Below are 18,261 nucleotides of genomic sequence, written 5' to 3' on the forward strand. Positions count from 1 at the left end.
CCCCGAGAGACACGCGTGCCCCGCGCAGAATTGCCATTGACTCATTCATAGCTATTCAGCTATATGAAAATCCATAGCCATTGAGGTATGGATTTTGACCGAGCCCCAGGACACCCTCTTCCGCACGCTGGCGGATCCGACGCGGCGGGCGCTTTTCGAACGGCTCTGCCGTGAAGGCGAGAAGACCGTCGGGGCGCTGACGGCGCAGGCCGGCGTTTCGCAGCCCGTCGTCTCCAAACATCTCAGCCTGCTCAAGCAGGCCGGCCTCGTGCGCGATCGCCACGAGGGACGGCAGACCCATTACAGCGCGCAGCTCGGCGCCCTCGCGCCCCTGATCGACTGGACCAGCGAGATGGCGCGGTTCTGGGAGGCGCGGTTCGATGACCTCGAAAATTTGCTCAGGAGAATGGACCAATGAACACCGCAACGTCCGAGATACGCACGGTCGTCGTCGAACGCGAGATCGCTCACCCGCCGGAAAAACTCTGGCGCGCGCTGACGCAGCCGCATCTCATATCGGAATGGCTGATGCGCAACGATTTCGCGCCGGTCGTCGGCCGCAAGTTCACCCTGACGGGCGACTGGGGCAGCGTGGAATGCGATGTCCTGACGGTCGAGCCGGGAAAGACCCTGACCTATACCTGGAACCACGTGCATGACGACCCGGCCTTCGACCTCAGGAGCGTCGTGAACTTCACGCTCACCCCCACGGCGGCGGGAACGCTGCTGCGCATGGAACAGACCGGCTTCCGGCCGGAGCAGAAGCAGGCCTTCGGCGGCGCACGTTATGGCTGGGAACAGCACTTCACCAATCTCGAGCGGGTTCTGGCCGGGCTGGAACAGGGGGAAGCGCAATGAGCTGGACCCTGAAGATCCGCCAGGTCCATCGCTGGCTTTCGATGCTCTTCACCCTTGCGGTCCTCGTCAACATCGCCGCGATGACGCAGGGCCAGCCGCCCCTCTGGGTCGGCCTCACCGCGCTCTTCCCGCTCATCCTGCTGCTGGCGAGCGGCCTCTATCTCTTCATGCTACCCTATGCGGCGCGGTGGCGGCGCAACCAGGCACTACGGTGACCCCGTTCATCGGAACCGCTCTGATCTTTGTTTGTCGCATGCCCTTCCGAAGCGACGCCGCTACGGCAGGGTATGCAGGAGGACGCCATGGCCGGCGAGAAGACCGATAAACCCGTGCTGCTTTCGGGCGGCAACCCGCAGATCGCCAAGGGTTACGGCGATGGCCCGGTCAAGGCCTATATCGCGGCCATGCCCGGCTGGAAGCGCGATGCCGGGCGCGCCCTCGATACCCTTGTCGAGAAAACCGTGCCCGGCGTGCACAAGGCGGTGAAGTGGAACTCGCCCTTCTACGGCGTGGAGGACGGCACCTGGTTCCTCAGCGAAATACATCAAGCTGACCTTCTTCCGCGGCACCTCGCTCGACCCCGTGCCGCCGGAGGCTTCCAAGACCGCGCAAACGCGCTACTTCCACATCCACGAAAACGACGCGCTGGACGAAGGGCGGCTTGCCGACTGGATCCGGCAGGCGAGCCGGCTTCCCGGCGAACGCATGTAGAGATCGAGAAAGGACCCGCCATGGACAAGGCCGCCAGCGAGACGCAATCCCCTTCCGACCTGATCGACCGGCGCATCGCCGATCTTGCCGACTGGCGCGGCGAGACGCTGGCCCGGCTGCGCGCCCTGATCCGGGAAGCCGACCCCGAGGTCACCGAGGAATGGAAATGGCGCGGCGTGCCGGTCTGGGAGCATGACGGCATTATCTGCACCGGCGAGACCTACAAGACGGCCGTGAAAATGACCTTCGCCAAGGGCGCGTCGCTGGACGATCCGGCTGGTCTTTTCAATTCCAGCCTCGACGGCAACACCCGCCGCGCCATCGATGTCCACGAGGGCGAGACGATCGATGCGGACGCGCTGAAGGCGCTGATCCGCGCCGCCGTCGCGCTCAACCAGGCCTCCCGCGCGAAAAAGAAGAGGTAGCCATCATTCCGACGCGCGGCGATGCGACATCTGCAAAATGCCGCATTTGCCCGACACGACTTCGTGAATGCGTCGGTTTGCGCGGTATCAATCCGGCGAAATACGCTCTAGACTTGCTGAAACGGTTGAAATCCCGCGCCGCATTCTGCATGTGACAGACGAGCGCGGTATATAGACCGCATGCCCGGACCATGCCTTCGCGAGGGAGCCATGGCCGGCGTGACAACGAGGCCTGAGAGTGACACAGACGCCAGCCACCCCCCTGCTCGACAAGGTCCGCATTCCGGCGGAGCTGAAGGCCGTGGACGACCGCGACCTGCCGCAGCTTGCCGCCGAACTGCGCGCCGAGATGATCGACGCCGTCTCGCGCACCGGCGGGCATCTGGGCGCGGGCCTCGGCGTGGTGGAACTGACCATCGCCATCCACAAGGTCTTCGATACGCCCAAGGACCGGCTGATCTTCGACGTCGGCCACCAGTGCTATCCGCACAAGATTCTGACCGGCCGGCGCGACCGCATCCGGACGCTGCGCCAGGAAGACGGACTTTCCGGCTTCACCCGCCGCGCCGAAAGCGAATACGACCCCTTCGGCGCCGCCCATTCCTCGACCTCGATCTCCGCCGGCCTCGGCATGGCGGTGGCCGCCGATCTCTCGGGCGAGCACCGCAATGTCATCGCGGTCATCGGCGACGGCGCGCTTTCGGCCGGCATGGCCTACGAGGCGCTGAACAATGCCGGCGCGCTCGACGCGCGCCTCATCGTCATCCTCAACGACAACGACATGTCCATCGCCCCGCCGACCGGCGCGATGAGCGCCTATCTCGCGCGCCTTGCCTCCGGCCGCACCTATATGGGCTTCCGCGAACTCGGCAAGAAACTGACGGCCTATCTCGGCAAGAAGGTCGACCGGGCCATCACCCGCGCCGTCGAGCATGCGCGCGGCTATGTGACGGGCGGCACGCTGTTCGAGGAGATGGGCTTCTACCATATCGGCCCGATCGACGGCCATTCCTTCGAGCATCTCCTGCCGGTGCTGCGCAATGTGCGCGACAATTCCAAGGGCCCGGTGCTGATCCACGTCGTCACCCAGAAGGGCAAGGGCTATCCGCCGGCGGAAGCCGCCGCCGACAAGTATCACGGCGTCAACACCTTCGACGTCATCACCGGCACGCAGGCGAAGGCCAAGCCGAATGCGCCGGCCTATACGTCGGTCTTCGCCGATGCGCTGGTGCAGGAAGCCGGCTTCGACGACAGGATCGTCGGCGTCACCGCGGCCATGCCCTCCGGCACCGGCATCGACAAGCTCGCCGCCGCCTATCCGTCGCGCACCTTCGATGTCGGCATTGCCGAGCAGCATGCCGTGACCTTCGCCGCCGGCCTTGCCGCCGAGGGCTACAAGCCGTTCTGCGCGCTCTATTCCACCTTCCTGCAACGCGGCTACGACCAGGTGGTGCACGACGTCGCCATCCAGGGCCTGCCCGTGCGCTTTCCCATCGACCGCGCCGGTTTCGTCGGCGCGGACGGGCCGACCCATGCCGGCTCCTTCGACACGACCTATCTTGCGACCCTGCCCGGCTTCGTGGTGATGGCCGCCGCCGACGAGGCGGAGCTGAAGCACATGGTGCGCACCGCCGCCGCCTATGACGACGGCCCGATCTCCTTCCGCTATCCGCGCGGTGAGGGCGTCGGCGTGGAAATGCCGGCACGTGGCGAAATCCTCGAGATCGGCAAGGGCCGCCTCGTCAAGCAGGGCTCCAAGGTCGCCCTCCTCTCCTTCGGCACGCGCCTTGCCGACTGTTTGCTTGCGGCCGAGGACCTCGACGCGGCGGGGCTTTCCACCACCGTCGCCGACGCGCGCTTCGCCAAGCCGCTCGACCATGACCTCATCCGCCAGCTTGCCCGCCACCACGAGGTGCTGATCACCATCGAGGAAGGCGCGGTCGGCGGCTTCGGCAGCCATGTGCTGCAGTTCCTGGCGATGGAAGGCCTGCTCGACCACGGCCTCAAGGTGCGCCCCATGGCGCTACCCGATATCTGGATGGAACAGGCCAAGCCCGAAGCGATGTATGCCAAGGCCGGCCTCGACCGCGCCGGCATCGTCTCGACGGTGTTTCAGGCGCTGGGCCAGAAGGCGGTCGGCGTGGGCGCCGCGGGCTGAACAAGCCCTTTCGAAGGCCCTACTGCGCCTCGCTCGGCTTCAGGAGCAGGATGTCGATCTCCCGCTCGGGATAGAAATCCTTCGCCGTCATCTCGAAGGTCGTCGGACCGGTTTTCCTGACGCCTTCGCCGCAGAAGCTGACGAGGTTTTCCGGCGCGCCCTTGTCGATGGTCAGCGAGAAATCCTTGATCGGGCCGGACCAGTTGGCCCCGGTCGTCAGCACATAGGAAATCCAGGCCTCGAAGAGGTAGGGCTTTCCCGCCTGCATGGCTTTCTCGGCCTCTTCGGCGCGCCTGACGATGTCGCCCTCCAGGCAATAGCGCTCGACATATTCCTCGTAGCGCTTGCCCCTGGCCTTGCCGTCTTCCAGGAAGCTGATGCCGACCGTGCCGCCGACGCTCGGCTTGTAGCGATGCTGCACCGTCACCGGTTTGCCGGCCGGGAAGGTGGTGCGCCACCAATAAACCGATTTCAGCGACCAGAGCGGCGTTCGATAATCCTTCATGCCGCTGCCGTCGTCGTCATAGGTATCGATGAAGATGAGGCCGCGGGCGATCCAGTCGGCCGCCACGTCCTCGGGCAGCGCCTTGAGGGCCGCCTTCGTCGCCTTGGCATAGGGCAGCAGGGGAATGCCCCGCGCCTTCAAATCCTCGGTCACATCGATATCGGCGGCATAGGCGCGCTGCTGAAGCGTGACCGCGGCGGCCTTGCCATCCTGCGCGGCGGTGAAACCGAGATAGTTGTCCGCCTCGACATCGTCGATGGCGACATTGGCATAGGGATCGCCGCCGATATCCGGCATGGGGAAGGCGACAAGGCCGGAAACGTCCTTTTCCGACGTGTTGGTGAAGACGTAGTCGACACGGATTTCCGTCGGCGAGATGAACAGCGCCTCCCGCGTCATCTCCACCTCCGGCGTGCGCACGAAGGTGAGGCCGCCGGTCTTCAGCTCCGCCATCGTATCGTTGGCCAGCGCGGGCGGGGCGGAAAGCAGAAGGAGAAACGGCAGCAGGCGGCAAGCGGTCTTCATCGATATCCCCCGAGGCGACGGGACGATAACAGCCGAAACGACGGGCCGCGGCAAGCGGTTCTCACGCTTTCTCAACCATGCCGTTTTGCCCGGCCGTAACCACGTCCCTTGGGCGTTGCGAAACCTCCGCCTGCTAGTGTCCGCGACAACGACAGAAGAACCGGACAGGGATTTCCACCATGCGCCATGCGCTGCTTGCGGCTTTCGCCGCCACGCTTTGCCATGTCTCCATCGCAGCCGCCGAAGAGCAGCCCTCGCACGACCCGGCCATCGAGGCGGCGGCCATCGCCATCCTGCAGAAGAAGCTGCCGGATATCCGCAAGTCGCACGGGATCGGCGAGGAGCCGCGGATCGTGCACGAGGCCCGGCCGGAGCGAAAGCCGCAGGGCATTTCCGCCCTTATCGACCCCGTTTCCCTGCAAAACCATGCCGGCCGCATCATCTGGCTGTGAGCGGACTTGCCTCTTTCCGCCCAAGGCGTCATGAGAGGCAATGTCCGACCCCAATGAAACCATCCGCCTCGACCAGCTCCTGCTGAATGCCGGCCTCGTCGCCAGCCGTTCGCGGGCGCGCGATGCCATCACGCGCGGCACCGTCACGGTGAACGGCCGCCTCGTCACCAAGCCGAGCGCAGGTTTTCCCGCCTCCGCCGTCCTTGCCATCGACGACCCGGCGCAGGCCTATGTCTCGCGCGCCGCGCTGAAACTGACGGCGGCGCTCGATCACTTCGCGCTCGATCCGCGGGGGCTCGAATGCCTCGACATCGGCGCCTCTACCGGCGGCTTCACGCAGGTGCTGCTGGAGCGTGGCGCGACCCATGTCGTCGCCGTCGATGTCGGTCATGACCAGTTGCATCACAGCCTGCGGGAAGACCCGCGCATCACCAATCTCGAAGGGCTGAACGCCCGGGCGCTCGGCCGGGCCGATCTCGCCGGCCGGCCCATTCGCGCGGTGGTCTCCGACGTCTCCTTCATCTCGCTGAAGCTCGCCCTGCCCCCGGCCCTCACGCTTGCCGAGCAAGGCGCCTTCTGCGCCCTTCTCGTCAAACCGCAATTCGAGGCGGGGCGCGAGGCGATCAGCAAGGCCGGCCTCCTCAAGGACCCGGACAGCGCGCCCGCTGTCGCCGCCGAGCTGGAACGCTGGCTCGTCGAGGAGATGGGCTGGCAAAGCCTCGGGCTCGTCCCCTCGCCCATTACCGGCGGCGACGGCAATGTCGAATTTCTTCTTGGAGGCCGAAAGCCATGACCACGGAAACCCTCACCATCGCCCGGCTCGGCAGCGGCGGCGACGGCATCGCCGAGGCGCCCGGCGGCCCGGTCTACGTGCCTTTCACCCTGCCCGGCGAAACGGTCGCCGTCGCACGGGTGAAGAACCAGGGCACCGTCATGTCCATGGCGGTCGCCTCGCCCGAGCGGGTGGAGCCGCCCTGCGCGCATTTCGGCCCCGACGGCAGGAACGGCACCTGCGGCGGCTGCACGCTGCAGCATGCCAGCGACGCGCTCTACCATGACTTCAAGCGCAATCTCGTCATCCAGGCGCTGAAATCCAAGGGCCTGACGTCAGAGGTCGCGCCGCTGGTCACCGCCCGGCCGGGCGAGCGCCGCCGCGTGGTCTTCACCACGCGCAAGACGGAAAAGGGCATGCTGCTCGGCTTCAACCAGGCCGGCAGCCACCACATCGTCTCCATCGACCACTGTCCGATCTCCAGCGACGGCATCGTCTCCCGGCTCGATGCCATCCGCCGCATCGCCGCTTCCATCGCCACGTCGAGCGAACCCTTCCGCGTCACCGTGCTCGAAACGCTCTCGGGTCTCGACCTTGCCTTCGAGGGCGTGAAGAAGGTGGGCGACAAGGAACGCCGCGCCGTCACCGAGACCGTGCTGGCGCTGCGCGGCATCGCCCGCGTCTCCAGCGACGGCGAAATCCTCATCGAGCCGCAGAAGCCGGTGATCGATTTTTCCGGCGTGCGCGTTTCTCCGCCCGCCGGCGGCTTCACGCAGGCGACGAAGCCCGCCGAGGACGCCATGGCAAATCTGGTTCTGGAGGCGCTCGGCAAGGCCAAGCGCGTCGCCGACCTCTTCGCCGGCTCCGGCACCTTCGCGCTGCGCATCGCACAGAAGGCCAAGGTGCATGCGGTGGAGGGCGAGGAAAAGGCGCTGAAGGCGCTGGATCAGGCTGCCCGCAACACGCAGGGCCTGAAGCCCGTGACGGTGGAGCGGCGCGATCTCTTCCGCCGCCCGCTGATGGCCTCCGAGCTCAAGGTCTACGACGCCGTGGTCTTCGACCCGCCGCGCGCCGGCGCGGAGGACCAGTGCAAGGAGCTCGCCCGCTCCGGCGTGAAGACCATCGTCGCCGTCTCCTGCAATCCCATCAGCCTTGCCCGCGACCTCGCCATCCTCACCGCCGCCGGCTACCAGATCCGCCGCGTCACCCCCATCGACCAGTTCCTCTGGTCGGCGCATGTCGAAGCGGTGGCCGTGCTGGAAAAAGCCGCATAACGAAAAAGGCCCGGAGCGATCCGGGCCTCTTGTTTTAGGGTAGCACCATTCAGGCCGCGCGGCGTGCGGGCCTGCCGGCGTAGCCGGCCGTCTCGTTGCCGAGACGGAACTGGGCGAGCAGCGCGTTCAGCGCGGCAGCCTCCGAGGCAAGACCGTGGCTGGCGGCCGTCTGTTCCTCGACCATCGCGGCGTTCTGCTGCGTGCCCTGGTCCATCGTGTTGACGGCCGTGTTGATCTCCTGCAGGCCCGTCGACTGTTCGCGGGCAGCGGTCACGATGGCGTTGACGTGGCCGTTGATTTCCTGCACCTCGCGCACGATGGCTTCGAGGGCGGCGCCCGTCTCGTCGACCAGCGATACGCCGGAGCGGACCTGTTCGCCCGATGTGGTGATCAGCGCCTTGATCTCCTTGGCCGCATTGGCCGAGCGCTGGGCGAGCTCGCGCACTTCCTGCGCCACGACCGCAAAGCCCTTGCCGGCTTCGCCCGCACGCGCTGCTTCCACGCCGGCGTTCAGCGCCAAGAGGTTGGTCTGGAAGGCGATGTCGTCGATGACGCCGATGATGTTGGAGATCTCGTGCGAGGACTTCTCGATGCCCTGCATGGCCGAGACGGCGCGGCGCACCACCTCGCCCGATTTCTCGGCGCCCGTGCGGGTGCGCGAGACGAGCGAGCCGACTTCTTCGGCGCGGCGGGTCGAATCCTTGACGGTGGTGGTGATCTCTTCCAGCGCGGCGGCGGTCTCCTCGACCGAGGCGGCCTGCTGTTCGGTGCGGCGGGCAAGATCATCGGCGGCCGAGCGGATTTCCGTCGCGCCGGCGTCGATGGCGCGGGCGTTCTGGCCGACGGTCGTCATGGCCGTGTGCAGCTTGGTCACGGAATGGTTGAAGTCGCTGCGCAGACGGTCGAGATGGCCGGCAAAGGGCGCGTCGATGCGATGGGCGAGATCGCCTTCGGCCAGGCGGCCGAGGCCATCCGCCAGCGCCTCGACGGCGTGCTGGATCTCGGCGGCTTCGCGGGCCTTGAGGGCTTCGCGCTCGCGCCGCTCGCTTTCGGAAAGCACGCGGCCCTCCTCGGCGGCGTTTTCGAGACGCGAACGCTCGATGGCGTTGTGGCGGAAGACGGCGACGGCGGCGGCCATGCGGCCGATCTCGTCCTTGCGCTCCTCACCCGGGATTTCCATACCGACGTCGCCCGAGGCGAGCTTGTCCATGGCCGTGGTCATGTCCTTGACCGGACGCACGACGAGGCGCGACAGCACGGTGGCGAGGAAGCCCATCATGACGATGACGGCGAGCACCGTAGCGATCGTCGCAGCGATGCGGAACTGGTCGATGGCGGAGAAGGCGATGCCGCTGTCGATGGTGAAGCCGAGATACCATTCCACCGACGGCAGGCCGGTGACCGGCACGAAGGAAACCAGCACCGGCTTGCCGGCATAGGTCGTGTGGGTGATGCCGCCGCCGATGGCGGGCGTCGTTTCCGGGAAGGCGTCGGCGAGTGTCTTGGTGACGAGCGCCTTGTCCTGATGCACGAGGATCTGGCCGTTCTTGCTGACGAGGAAGGCGAAGCCCGCGCCGCCGAGATCGACGGAGTTGACCATCTCGACCAGCGACTTCAGCGAAAAGTCGCTGCCGGCGACGCCGCGCAGCGTGCCTTCATGCTTGACGGGCGTGGCGGCGCTGATGATCAGGTCGTTGGTGGAGGCGTCGACATAGGGCTCGGTCAGCACGGAGCCGCCCGCCTTCACCGCATCCTGGTACCACGGGCGCTGCCGCGGATCGTAACCTTCCGGCATGGCCGATTTCGGCCACATGGTGAAGGTGCCCGCCTCGTCGCCGACATAGGTGGTCATGAACTGGCCGACCAGCACGTCGTTCTGCAGCACGCTCTCGATGCCAGCGGCATCGGCCGCCTTGCCGGCGGCATTGGCGGCCATCTCGGTCAGCGCCACGCGGGCGGTGAGCCAGTTGGCGATGCTCTGCGCGGCCTGCTTGCCGGAACTGTCGATGCTTTCCTCGACGGACTTGGTCAGCACGCTGCGCTGCAGGCTGTCGATATACAGAGAGAAGCCGGTGAAGGCGGCGATGACGACGAGGGACGCGACGACGAGAATGCGCGTCATGAGATTGGAGCGCTTGGACACGGAAATTCCTTCGGGCGCGCCCGTCGATGGGCGGGGCGCGATGCTGAACGGCATGCCGGAGGGCAAGGATCGGACGCATCATGCGGCCGCCGGCAGGACGCCGGAGAATGCCGTACCATAGGAAAACGTGTTTAAGGCCCTGTTAAAATTGACAGACCACAAATCGCAAGGTCAGCCCTTGCCGCGTGCCATGAAGGCCTCGAAGGCGGCGCGCGCTTCCGGGCTTTTCAACTGCGCGGCGAAGTGGCCGGCTTCCTCGTCGATGCGGGCGGCGACCTCCGCCCGGTCGCCGCGCACGAGGCTGCGGGCGATGGAAAGCGCCTTGGGCGGCTTGGCGGCAAGGCGCCTTGCAGCGGCAAGCGCCGCGCCCTCCACCGCGCCCGGCTCGACGACGGCATAGACGAGGCCGGCATCGCGCGCGGCCGTCGCGGAAAAGCCTTCACCGGCGGCAAGCAGCGCGAAGGCGCGCTGGTGGCCCATCAGACGCGGGGCGAGCAGGCTGGAGGCGGCTTCCGGCACCAGGGCGAGATCGACGAAGGGCGTGCGGAACTCCGTGCGGATCGAGGCATAGGTCAGGTCGCAATGCAGGTGGATCGTCGTGCCGATGCCGATGGCAAGGCCATCGACGCCGGAGACCAGGGGCTTGCCATGCGCGGCAAGCGCATGGAGGAAATCCAGCACCTCGCGGCCCATCGAGCCGCCCATGGCGAAGGCCAGAAAATCGTTCATGTCGTTGCCGGCGGAAAAGCATCCGTCGGAACCGAGGAACAGGGTGGCGCGCACGCCGTCATCCGCATCGCCAGCCTTCAGCGCGTCGGTCATCGCCTGGTACATGGCGCGGGTGATGGCGTTCTTCTTTTCCGCGCGGTTGAGGCGGATCACCTGCACGCCGGGGGCGTCGTCCGGGCGTTCGATCAGAATGTGGTCGGTCATGGTCTCTCCCGGGGCCTTGCCCCTCATCCGCCTGCCGCCCCTCCCCCAAACGGGGCGAAGGGCTGGCCGCGTCGTTTCGTTCGCACCCGCCGCGCTCCCGTTTCGCAAGAGCGCCAGGGTGCAGGGCAGCGTCGATGTCAGCCGAGCACGGCGCGCGCCGCTTCCAGGCTCGCCGCGCCCGACATCACCCGGTCCTTCAGCGCCGCCGTCTCGCCGATGACGTTTTCCGCGGCAAAGCGGCAGAGCGCGGCGCGTTCGCCGTTGCGGCCGTCGCCGCCATCGGCAAGCGCGCCCTTGGCGAGATAGGCGCCGGTCAGAACGAGGCCGAAGAGGCGCTGATAGGGCGTCGCGCCGGCGAGCGCCTCGGCCTGACGGCCTTCGGCGAGCGTGGCGAGCAGCCATTCGGTCGCCGTTTCGAGATCGGCGATGCTGGCCTCCAGCCGGTCGCCGGTCTCGCCGAGCGCCGGGGCATTGGCGGCGCGGGCCTTGGCGGCAATGTCGCGCAGTTCGGCGATGAAGCCGCGTACATGGTTGCCGTCCGAAAGCGGCAGCTTGCGCGTCACGAGGTCGATGGCCTGGATGCCGTTGGTGCCTTCGTAGATCGGCGCGATGCGGGCGTCGCGATAGAGGCGGGCCGCGCCCGTCTCCTCGATGAAGCCCATGCCGCCATGCACCTGCACGCCGAGCGAAGCGACGTCGACGCCGGCATCGGTGGCAAAGCTCTTGGCGATGGGGGTGAGCAGGCTGGCGCGCTCGGCCCAGTGCCTGGCATCATCGCCATGCGAGAGGTCGACGGCGTGGGCGCAGGCATAGGTGATGGCGCGGGCGCCCTGGGTCAGCACCTTCATGGTCAGCAGCATGCGGGCGACGTCGGGGTGCTCGATGATCGGGCTCATGCCGGAGCCCTGCCAGCCGGGCGCCTTGCCCTGCGTGCGGTCCCTGGCATAGGCGATGGCCTTCTGCGTCGCGGCCTCGGCGATGGCGACGCCCTGCATGCCCACGGCAAGGCGGGCGTTGTTCATCATGGTGAACATGCAGGCAAGGCCGCGGTTCTCCTCGCCGATCAGCCAGCCGATGGCGCCGGCTTCATCGCCGAAGCGGCCGTCGCCATAGATCATGGTGCAGGTCGGCGAACCGTGAATGCCGAGCTTGTGCTCGATGGAATGGCAATAGGCGTCGTTGCGCACGCCGAGCGAGCCATCCGCATTGACGAGGAACTTCGGCACGAGAAAGAGCGAGATGCCGCGCGTGCCGGCGGGCGCGTCCGGCAGGCGGGCGAGCACCAGATGCACGATGTTGTCGGTGAAATCGTGTTCGCCATAGGTGATGAAGATCTTCTGGCCGAAGAGGCGGTAGGTGCCGTCGTCGCGGCGCTCGGCGCGGGTCTTCATCACGCCGAGGTCCGAACCGGCATGGGGTTCGGTGAGGTTCATCGAGCCCATCCATTCGCCCGACACCATCTTCGGCAGATAGGTGGTCTTGAGGTGGTCGGAGCCGTGCGTCGTCAGGGCCTCGATGGCGCCGATGGTCAGCGTCGGGCCGATGGCGAAGGCCATCGAGCCGCTGTTCCACATTTCAAGCGCGGCGACATGCAGCATGTGCGGCAGGCCCTGCCCGCCGAAATCGGGCGATGCCGTCAGCGAATTCCAGCCGCCTTCCGCCCAGGCCTTGTAGAGCGCCGGCCAGCCATCGGGCATGGAGACCTTGCCGTCGGCAAGGCGCGCGCCCTGCCTGTCGCCGATCTCGGCGAGCGGGGCGACCTCTTCCGTCGCGAAGCGCCCGGCCTCGGAGAGGATGGCATCGACGAGGTCGTCGGTCAGGTCGCCCAGATGGCCGCCATCCAGCGCGGGCGTCAGCCCTGCCACATGCTTCAGCGTGAACGCAATCTCCTCGACCGGCGCCTTGTACATCTCTATCCTCCTCATCGTGCCCCAGACGGGCGGGGCAGCTCGTGCGGCAAGATTATTGATTTTTACGTAAACGTCAATGTTCGCGATGCCCTTCCACACGAAACAGGCGACGGCCTGCCTTGCCGCCCCCGATGCGATGCTCCATTCTGCCGGCGATCTCACGGAAGAGCGGAATCCGATCGGCGATGGCGCGCATAACGACCTATGAAAACGAGCATTTCTCCGGCGTCGAGGCGCTCTGGCAGGAGGCCTTCCCCGAGGATACGCCCTGGAACGACGCCGCCGCCGCCATTGCGGAGAAGATGCGCTTCCAGCCCGAGCTGATGCTGGTCGCCCTCGATGAAAACCGGGTGATCGGCTCCGTCATGGCCGGCTATGAGGGCCATCGCGGATGGATTTCGCGCATCGCCGTGCTGAAGTCGCACCGGGCGCTCGGGATCGGGCAGGACCTGTTGCGCGAGGCCGAACGGCGCCTCGCGGCGCTCGGCTGCATCAAGGTGAACCTGCAGGTGGTCGAATCGAATGCGGCGACGGTCGCGTTCTACGAGACGTCCGGCTACCGCGTCGAACCGCGGATCAGCATGAGCAAGCTGCTTCGCCGAGGCCCGGACCATGCATAGACCCGCGGCCGATGCCTACCGGCTGCCGGAGGCGTTTTCGACCGACCGCTTTCTCGTCCGGCGTGTCCGCGCCGCGGATGCGGAGGCGATCTTTGCGGGATGGTGCCGCGACCCCGATGTCACGCGCTATCTGACCTGGCGGCCGCATGCCGACGTGTCACAGGCCCGCGACCTTGTCCGCCGCGCGGATCAGGAATGGCGCGGCGGCACCAGCTTTCCGGCGGTCATCAGTCCGCGCACGTCACCCCATAGTTTGATCGGCATGGTGCATCCGCGCCTTTCGGGAACGCGGGTTTCCTATGGCTGGCTGGTGCGCCGTGACCATTGGGGCCAGGGCGTGGCGAGCGAGGTGGTGCGATGGGTGGTGGAGAATGCGCTTGCCCATCCCGCCATCTTCCGCGCCGAGGCGACCTGCGACGTGGAGAACGGCGCCTCGGCCCGCGTCATGGAAAAGGCCGGCATGACGCGCGAAGGGGTGCTGCGCCGTTACACGCTGCACCCCAATCTTTCCGCCGAACCACGCGACAGCTTTCTCTATGCGCGCGTGCGCTGATCCGCTCGCCTAGCGATAGGGCGAGATGCACTGGCGGCGCGGGCCGCCATAGGGCTGGAACGTATTGTCGTAGGCCCTGTAGGACCGGTAGCGGTTGGCGCACCAGCTTACATGCGTACCGCCGCCATAGCTGCGGTCGTTTGCAATGGCGCCGCCGATGATGGCGCCGGCACCGAAGGCGGCAAGTGGGAACCAGAAGCCATTGTCATGGCGGCGGTAACCGGGCCGTGCGTAACGGTATCCGCGATGGCCGCGATACCAGCCGTCGCGATAGCCGTGCCGGCGGTCCCAGCGACGGCCATCCCAGCGTCGTTCGGCCCAGCGTTCGCGCTGCGCGCTGTCGCCGTACCATTCCTTTTCTCCGCGAATGGGGCCACGCCACTGGCGGCGCAGATACCAGCGCGGATCGCCGTCGCGGACGAGCTGAATGTCGGTTCCGCCACCTGCGGGCTCCACCTTCACAACCGGCAGCGGCGTCGCGCTGACGGGAACGACGGGTGTGACGGCGAACAGCGCCGACAAGGCAACGACGAGGCATTTGCTGGACAGTCTCATGGCGCTTCTCCCTGATGGTGAGCGGTTTGACACGACAACGCGAGGCGGCGGCAATTGTTCCGCAAGGCGCCCGTTGCGGCAAGGGACCGGTTTAGCGCTTCGTTAACCATGCCGGCCGCACCATCGCCGCTTGCGGAGGACCAGCGATTCGCAAAGGAGCGTGCATGACTTCGAAGCAGCTTTTCGGCCTTGGCGCCCTTTTTCTCGCCGCGACCCTGCCCCTGCCGGCCGCTGCGGCCGATCTGGAGCCGTGGCGCAAGACCGACAACGCCATCGTCATCGATGCCTATGAGCTGAACGAGATCGACTGGTCGGACATGCTGTCCGACAAGCGCATCGCCGGCTTCATCTCGAAAGCCTCGGACGGGCTGCCGGAAAGCTATAGCTGCAAGGGCGAGCATGGCGGCGACACGGTCGCGCACTGCAAGACCATGTGGCGCAAATATGCCGTGAGCCGCGAACTCTACCAGACGCGCCGGCTGCTCGCCCGCTCCAAGGGTCTGCTCTGGGGCGCCTATCACCTGGCCCGGCCCGGCAACCCCGTCGACCAGGCCAATCATTTCCTCGACTATGCCGAGCCGCAGGCCGACGAGATGATGGTGCTGGATATCGAGGGCATCGATCCCGACAACTACATGTCGCTTGCGGATGCGCAGGTCTTTGCCGGCCATGTGAAGACGCGCACCGGCCGCTATCCGGTGCTCTACACCAACCATGCCACGGCCCGCTACATCGCCGCCAACCGCGACACGTATCGCATCCTTTCGCGCCTGCCGCTCTGGTATGCCCGCTACAAGCCGGGCATTGCCGGCAGCTTCCCCATGGGCAACTGGGACAATTACGCGCTCTGGCAGTTCTCCGCCGCCGTCAACTGTTCCAAGCGGCGCTGCCCCTACCGGGTGAAGGGCGCGGAAAACGACATCGACGTCAATGTCGCGCCGATGAGCCGGGCCGAGCTGAAAGCCGTCTGGGCCTTCGGCAGCCTGCTGCCGGAAAAGCCCTTCGAGCCGGTGGACGACATGCTCACCGCCTCCATTCCCGCCTCCGGCGCGCTGAAGGCGACGGGCGAGGCCCTGGCATCCACCGGCGCGGCGGCGCAGACGGCAGGAGCGATCACGCTCGCCTCCAGCGCCACCGGCAGCTTCGCCGTCAGCGTCTCGGCTTCCGTCGGCACCGGCCTTGCCGTGACGGGCGCGGCCACGGCAACGCCCGGCCGCAGCATGGTCGAGGTCACGCCGCTGAACTATCAGGATTTCTGACTACCAGCCGCCGCCACCACCGCCGCCGCCACCGCCGCCCGAGAAGCCGCCGCCCCCGCTCGATGAGAAGCCGGAGGATGAGCTTTTCGGCGGATCTGGCAGCGACGAGGTCATCGTGTCCGCCATCGAGCCGGCAAAGCCGCCGACCCGGTCGGAGAAGTTGCCCGACGAGAAGCTGTCGCCGTGATACCAGCCCGGCTGGTAGGCGGCCGCGGCGCCGGCGGCCGCGGCGGTCAGCAGCCAGCGGTCGAAGGTCTGCGACCACGGCTTTTCCACGCCGAGCGCCACCGCATAGGGCAGCAGGGTTTCAAAATGGCGCGGCGACATTTCGGGCGCGCCGGCCATGTTCATGCGGTCCTTTTCGGCGAGCGTCAGGTATTGGCGCAGCCCCTCGATGCCGTCCATCATCTTGCGGCCGAGCGGCGTCGGCGCCCCCATCAGGAAGAAGAAGACGAGGTTCGCCACCACGATGCCGCCGATGGCGGCAAAGAGCGGCAGATGGCCGGCCGCCGCGCCGGTGGCGAACAGCGTGATGCCGATGCCGCCAAAGACCGTCAGGAAGACGAAGCCGACGAAGGCGATGATGACGACGGCGGCGATGCGCGCGCCGAGCGATTTCGCCCGCCGGAAATTCTGCCCCAGCACCAGCGAGAAGATCGCCACGAAGACCGAGGCGAAGACGGGCAGGATGACGAGCACAATGCCCTCCTCGGGCAGCGAGCCGAGAAAGACCAGCGCGGCGAGGCAGGCGAGCGAAAGCACGATGCCGCCGAAGACCTGCGGCCAGTTGGCGAGGTAGTATTTGCGCCGGTGTTCCTTCTCCATCGCATCGCGGAAATCCCCGCCGAGCTTCTGCACGCGCTTGCCGTTGGATTTCTGGATGACGAAGAGGCTGCCGGTGGTGGGAAGCGCGGCCAGCAGCGTCGCTTCGCCGGTCGGCAGCGGGGTGTCGACCGGCTTGTTGGTGCGGGTGGCGGTGATCGACGTCTTGAGGTCGTTGAGTTCCACCAGACCCTTGACCGCGAGATTGAGGAAGGAGGCGGAGATGGCCGTCCAGCCCTGCCCGCCGAAGCCCTTCTCGTCGATATAGTTGACGAGCGCCGGCGACATGCCCTCCGGCGCATCCCAGCGCGGCACGACGACGCCGCGCGGCGGATCGCGGCCGACCGAAAGCCAGGCCCAGAGATAATAGCCGACGACGAGAACGAGGCCGCCAAGCGCCAGGATGAGGTTGCGGTTGTCCTTGAAGAACAGCGCGCGCTCTTCCGCCGCCGTCGGCTTGTCGATGCTGCCGGCAGGCATCTTGACGCCGATCGTCAGGCCCTCCTGCGGGCCGAGTTCGCGTGTCGTCTCGAAGAAGGCCGTGTTGCCGCGGTTTTCCGCCCGCGCATTCCTGTCCGTGACGCCATAGGCGCCCGTGAAATAGGTGAGTTCCTGCGCCTCGACGCCCGGCGGCAGGGTAACCGTGGCGCTTGCCCGGTAGATGGGAAAGGCCCATTGCGTGCCGGTGACGTTCCAGAACAGTTCGTCATGGGTGTCGAAGAAGCGGATCTGCCGCGTCGTCTCGTAGGAGAGGCGATACTGGTGGAAACCGGGATCGAGCAGCACGTCGGACGAACCGAAGTAGATGCGGATGCCGCCGCGGATCGTCTCGGTGCGGTAGGGCTCCGGCCGGCCGTCGCGTTCGACGCTGAGCACCTTGAAGCCCACCTCCTTCTCGCGCCCTTCGGCATCCTTGAAGGTCAGCGGGAAGTCCCGGTAGACGCCGCGGCGGATCTGGTTGCCTTCGGCATAGACGCGGATCGCCTCCGTCACCGTCAGCGTGCCGTTCTTCGCCACCGCGATGTCGGAATGGTAGCGGTCGAAATATTCTTCCGCCCGCGCCCCGCCCCCGACGAGGAGGCAGAGCCATAGCGCCAGGAGGGCGGCGATCCGCGGCATGAGGGACTCCAGATCTAGAATTTCACGGTCGGCACGGCCCGGTCGGCCGGGTTCTCGATCTCGAAATAGGGCGCCTTCACGAATTTGAAGAGGTTCGCCAGAAGATTGGAAGGGAAACTCTCGACCTTCACGTTGAGATCACGCGCCGCGCCGTTGTAGTAGCGCCGCGACATCTGGATTTCGCCCTCGATGGTCTCCAGCGTCTGCTGCAGCTCGGCGAAATTCTGGTTGGCCTTGAGGTCCGGATAGGCCTCGGCGAGTGCGAAGATGCGGCCGAGCGCCTGGCTCAGCATGCCTTCCGCCGCGGCGCGGCCGGCGACATCGCCCGCCGGCACCGCCTGGGCGCGGTTGCGCAGTTCGACGACCTTTTCCAGCGTCTCCCGCTCATGGGCGGCATAGCCCTTAACGGTCTCCAGGAGATTGGGGATCAGGTCGGCGCGGCGCTTCAGCTGCACGTCGATGCCGGACCAGGCCTCCTCCTTCATCTGCCGTGCGCGCACCAGGCCGTTATAGACGACGATGGCATAGAGGACGACCGCTGCCGCAATACCCAGACCGATCATGAAAGTCTCCGCTCCTTCTTGGCGTTTGGCGGGAGATTAACATTCGTGCGGCGGCTGGAAAGCCCCCATGGCGATAGGTCCGCCGTCAAGGGCTGCCCGGCCCG

18 protein-coding genes and 1 pseudogene are annotated in these 18,261 nt (G+C 66.7%); 12 read left to right on the forward strand and 7 right to left on the reverse strand.

All coding sequences use genetic code 11. The annotated features are described in order from the left end of the window. Positions 1–94: 94 nt before the first annotated feature. The 6 genes and pseudogenes from V8U06_RS11600 to dxs all read left to right on the forward strand — a co-directional run bounded on the left by V8U06_RS11600 (position 95) and on the right by dxs (position 4,152). Positions 95–418: an ArsR/SmtB family transcription factor gene (locus V8U06_RS11600; RefSeq protein WP_226920120.1), complete on the forward strand. Its 324-nt coding sequence runs from the start codon at positions 95–97 to the stop codon at positions 416–418. Then, on the forward strand, positions 415–858 hold the full coding sequence (locus V8U06_RS11605; RefSeq protein ID WP_226920121.1) for an SRPBCC family protein: 444 nt from the start codon (positions 415–417) through the stop codon (positions 856–858). Before V8U06_RS11600 ends, V8U06_RS11605 begins: the two co-directional genes overlap by 4 nt. Then, positions 855–1,073, forward strand: a complete 219-nt coding sequence (locus V8U06_RS11610; protein ID WP_427140739.1) for a hypothetical protein — start codon at positions 855–857, stop codon at positions 1,071–1,073. The genes V8U06_RS11605 and V8U06_RS11610 overlap by 4 nt, the downstream gene beginning before the upstream one ends. A gap of 87 nt (positions 1,074–1,160) precedes the next feature. Further along, positions 1,161–1,569: pseudogene (locus V8U06_RS11615) on the forward strand (DUF1801 domain-containing protein). Positions 1,570–1,589: 20 nt separating this feature from the next. Further along, positions 1,590–1,994: a DUF1801 domain-containing protein gene (locus V8U06_RS11620; protein ID WP_427140740.1), complete on the forward strand. Its 405-nt coding sequence runs from the start codon at positions 1,590–1,592 to the stop codon at positions 1,992–1,994. 238 nt (positions 1,995–2,232) lie between these two features. Continuing rightward, the gene (gene dxs, locus V8U06_RS11625; protein ID WP_427140741.1) at positions 2,233–4,152 is read left to right on the forward strand and encodes a 1-deoxy-D-xylulose-5-phosphate synthase; all 1,920 of its coding nucleotides are present in this window, start codon (positions 2,233–2,235) and stop codon (positions 4,150–4,152) included. A 19-nt stretch (positions 4,153–4,171) separates the two neighbouring features. Here the strand turns inward: dxs and V8U06_RS11630 are convergent, their stop codons facing one another. Continuing rightward, positions 4,172–5,182, reverse strand: a complete 1,011-nt coding sequence (locus V8U06_RS11630; RefSeq protein WP_427140742.1) for a DUF4424 domain-containing protein — start codon at positions 5,180–5,182, stop codon at positions 4,172–4,174. Positions 5,183–5,361: 179 nt separating this feature from the next. On the opposite strand from V8U06_RS11630, the gene V8U06_RS11635 reads away from it, so the two are divergent. The 3 genes from V8U06_RS11635 to V8U06_RS11645 are packed head-to-tail and all read left to right on the forward strand — an operon-like array spanning position 5,362 to position 7,680. Beyond that, on the forward strand, positions 5,362–5,634 hold the full coding sequence (locus tag V8U06_RS11635) for a hypothetical protein (protein WP_427140743.1): 273 nt from the start codon (positions 5,362–5,364) through the stop codon (positions 5,632–5,634). Between the two features lie 40 nt (positions 5,635–5,674). Then, entirely contained in the window at positions 5,675–6,427 is a 753-nt protein-coding gene (locus tag V8U06_RS11640) for a TlyA family RNA methyltransferase (RefSeq protein ID WP_427140744.1), read from the forward strand. Further along, positions 6,424–7,680 carry a class I SAM-dependent RNA methyltransferase gene (locus V8U06_RS11645; protein ID WP_427140745.1) on the forward strand — a complete coding sequence of 419 codons (1,257 nt, stop codon included), beginning with the start codon at positions 6,424–6,426 and terminating at the stop codon, positions 7,678–7,680. The genes V8U06_RS11640 and V8U06_RS11645 overlap by 4 nt, the downstream gene beginning before the upstream one ends. Before the next feature lie 49 nt (positions 7,681–7,729). On the opposite strand, the gene V8U06_RS11650 is transcribed toward V8U06_RS11645, so the two are convergent. The 3 genes from V8U06_RS11650 to V8U06_RS11660 form a co-directional block, all read right to left on the reverse strand. Then, positions 7,730–9,877: a methyl-accepting chemotaxis protein gene (locus V8U06_RS11650; RefSeq protein WP_427140746.1), complete on the reverse strand. Its 2,148-nt coding sequence runs from the start codon at positions 9,875–9,877 to the stop codon at positions 7,730–7,732. Positions 9,878–9,994: 117 nt separating this feature from the next. Further along, positions 9,995–10,756, reverse strand: coding sequence for a crotonase/enoyl-CoA hydratase family protein (locus V8U06_RS11655; RefSeq protein ID WP_226920131.1), 762 nt, complete (start codon positions 10,754–10,756; stop codon positions 9,995–9,997). A gap of 137 nt (positions 10,757–10,893) precedes the next feature. Further along, on the reverse strand, positions 10,894–12,666 hold the full coding sequence (locus V8U06_RS11660) for an acyl-CoA dehydrogenase (protein WP_427140747.1): 1,773 nt from the start codon (positions 12,664–12,666) through the stop codon (positions 10,894–10,896). A gap of 185 nt (positions 12,667–12,851) precedes the next feature. On the opposite strand from V8U06_RS11660, the gene V8U06_RS11665 reads away from it, so the two are divergent. Then, positions 12,852–13,286 (forward strand): GNAT family acetyltransferase, encoded by a 435-nt coding sequence (locus V8U06_RS11665; protein WP_427140748.1) that lies wholly within the window; start codon positions 12,852–12,854, stop codon positions 13,284–13,286. Beyond that, entirely contained in the window at positions 13,279–13,839 is a 561-nt protein-coding gene (locus tag V8U06_RS11670) for a GNAT family N-acetyltransferase (protein ID WP_427140749.1), read from the forward strand. The genes V8U06_RS11665 and V8U06_RS11670 overlap by 8 nt, the downstream gene beginning before the upstream one ends. A 9-nt stretch (positions 13,840–13,848) precedes the next feature. Here V8U06_RS11670 and V8U06_RS11675 read toward each other — a convergent pair whose 3' ends face one another. Continuing rightward, a complete protein-coding gene (locus V8U06_RS11675) occupies positions 13,849–14,394 on the reverse strand; it encodes a BA14K family protein (protein ID WP_427140750.1) in 546 nt (181 codons plus the stop codon). Between the two features lie 164 nt (positions 14,395–14,558). Between V8U06_RS11675 and V8U06_RS11680 the strand changes: the two genes are divergently transcribed. After that, complete coding sequence (locus V8U06_RS11680; RefSeq protein WP_427140751.1) at positions 14,559–15,653, forward strand: glycoside hydrolase family 25 protein; 1,095 nt, start codon at positions 14,559–14,561, stop codon at positions 15,651–15,653. Here the strand turns inward: V8U06_RS11680 and V8U06_RS11685 are convergent, their stop codons facing one another. After that, positions 15,654–17,594, reverse strand: coding sequence for a DUF2207 domain-containing protein (locus V8U06_RS11685; RefSeq protein ID WP_427140752.1), 1,941 nt, complete (start codon positions 17,592–17,594; stop codon positions 15,654–15,656). Positions 17,595–17,608: 14 nt separating this feature from the next. Then, positions 17,609–18,157, reverse strand: a complete 549-nt coding sequence (locus tag V8U06_RS11690) for a LemA family protein (protein WP_226920138.1) — start codon at positions 18,155–18,157, stop codon at positions 17,609–17,611. Between the last annotated feature and the right edge of the window lie 104 nt (positions 18,158–18,261).

The sequence above is a fragment of the Shinella sp. G-2 genome (genome assembly GCF_050172695.1).
In the GTDB taxonomy this organism is placed as follows: domain Bacteria; phylum Pseudomonadota; class Alphaproteobacteria; order Rhizobiales; family Rhizobiaceae; genus Shinella.

Bases quoted from the DNA above. Each gene is read 5' to 3' on its own strand.
- V8U06_RS11605 (WP_226920121.1), top strand. From the start codon at position 415: ATGAACACCGCAACGTCCGAGATACGCACGGTCGTCGTCGAACGCGAG.
- V8U06_RS11610 (WP_427140739.1), top strand. From the start codon at position 855: ATGAGCTGGACCCTGAAGATCCGCCAGGTCCATCGCTGGCTTTCGATG.
- V8U06_RS11620 (WP_427140740.1), top strand. From the start codon at position 1,590: ATGGACAAGGCCGCCAGCGAGACGCAATCCCCTTCCGACCTGATCGAC.
- V8U06_RS11630 (WP_427140742.1), bottom strand. From the start codon at position 5,182: ATGAAGACCGCTTGCCGCCTGCTGCCGTTTCTCCTTCTGCTTTCCGCC.
- V8U06_RS11635 (WP_427140743.1), top strand. From the start codon at position 5,362: ATGCGCCATGCGCTGCTTGCGGCTTTCGCCGCCACGCTTTGCCATGTC.
- V8U06_RS11640 (WP_427140744.1), top strand. From the start codon at position 5,675: ATGTCCGACCCCAATGAAACCATCCGCCTCGACCAGCTCCTGCTGAAT.
- V8U06_RS11645 (WP_427140745.1), top strand. From the start codon at position 6,424: ATGACCACGGAAACCCTCACCATCGCCCGGCTCGGCAGCGGCGGCGAC.
- V8U06_RS11650 (WP_427140746.1), bottom strand. From the start codon at position 9,877: ATGCCGTTCAGCATCGCGCCCCGCCCATCGACGGGCGCGCCCGAAGGA.
- V8U06_RS11655 (WP_226920131.1), bottom strand. From the start codon at position 10,756: ATGACCGACCACATTCTGATCGAACGCCCGGACGACGCCCCCGGCGTG.
- V8U06_RS11660 (WP_427140747.1), bottom strand. From the start codon at position 12,666: ATGTACAAGGCGCCGGTCGAGGAGATTGCGTTCACGCTGAAGCATGTG.
- V8U06_RS11665 (WP_427140748.1), top strand. From the start codon at position 12,852: ATGGCGCGCATAACGACCTATGAAAACGAGCATTTCTCCGGCGTCGAG.
- V8U06_RS11670 (WP_427140749.1), top strand. From the start codon at position 13,279: ATGCATAGACCCGCGGCCGATGCCTACCGGCTGCCGGAGGCGTTTTCG.
- V8U06_RS11675 (WP_427140750.1), bottom strand. From the start codon at position 14,394: ATGAGACTGTCCAGCAAATGCCTCGTCGTTGCCTTGTCGGCGCTGTTC.
- V8U06_RS11680 (WP_427140751.1), top strand. From the start codon at position 14,559: ATGACTTCGAAGCAGCTTTTCGGCCTTGGCGCCCTTTTTCTCGCCGCG.
- V8U06_RS11685 (WP_427140752.1), bottom strand. From the start codon at position 17,594: ATGCCGCGGATCGCCGCCCTCCTGGCGCTATGGCTCTGCCTCCTCGTC.
- V8U06_RS11690 (WP_226920138.1), bottom strand. From the start codon at position 18,157: ATGATCGGTCTGGGTATTGCGGCAGCGGTCGTCCTCTATGCCATCGTC.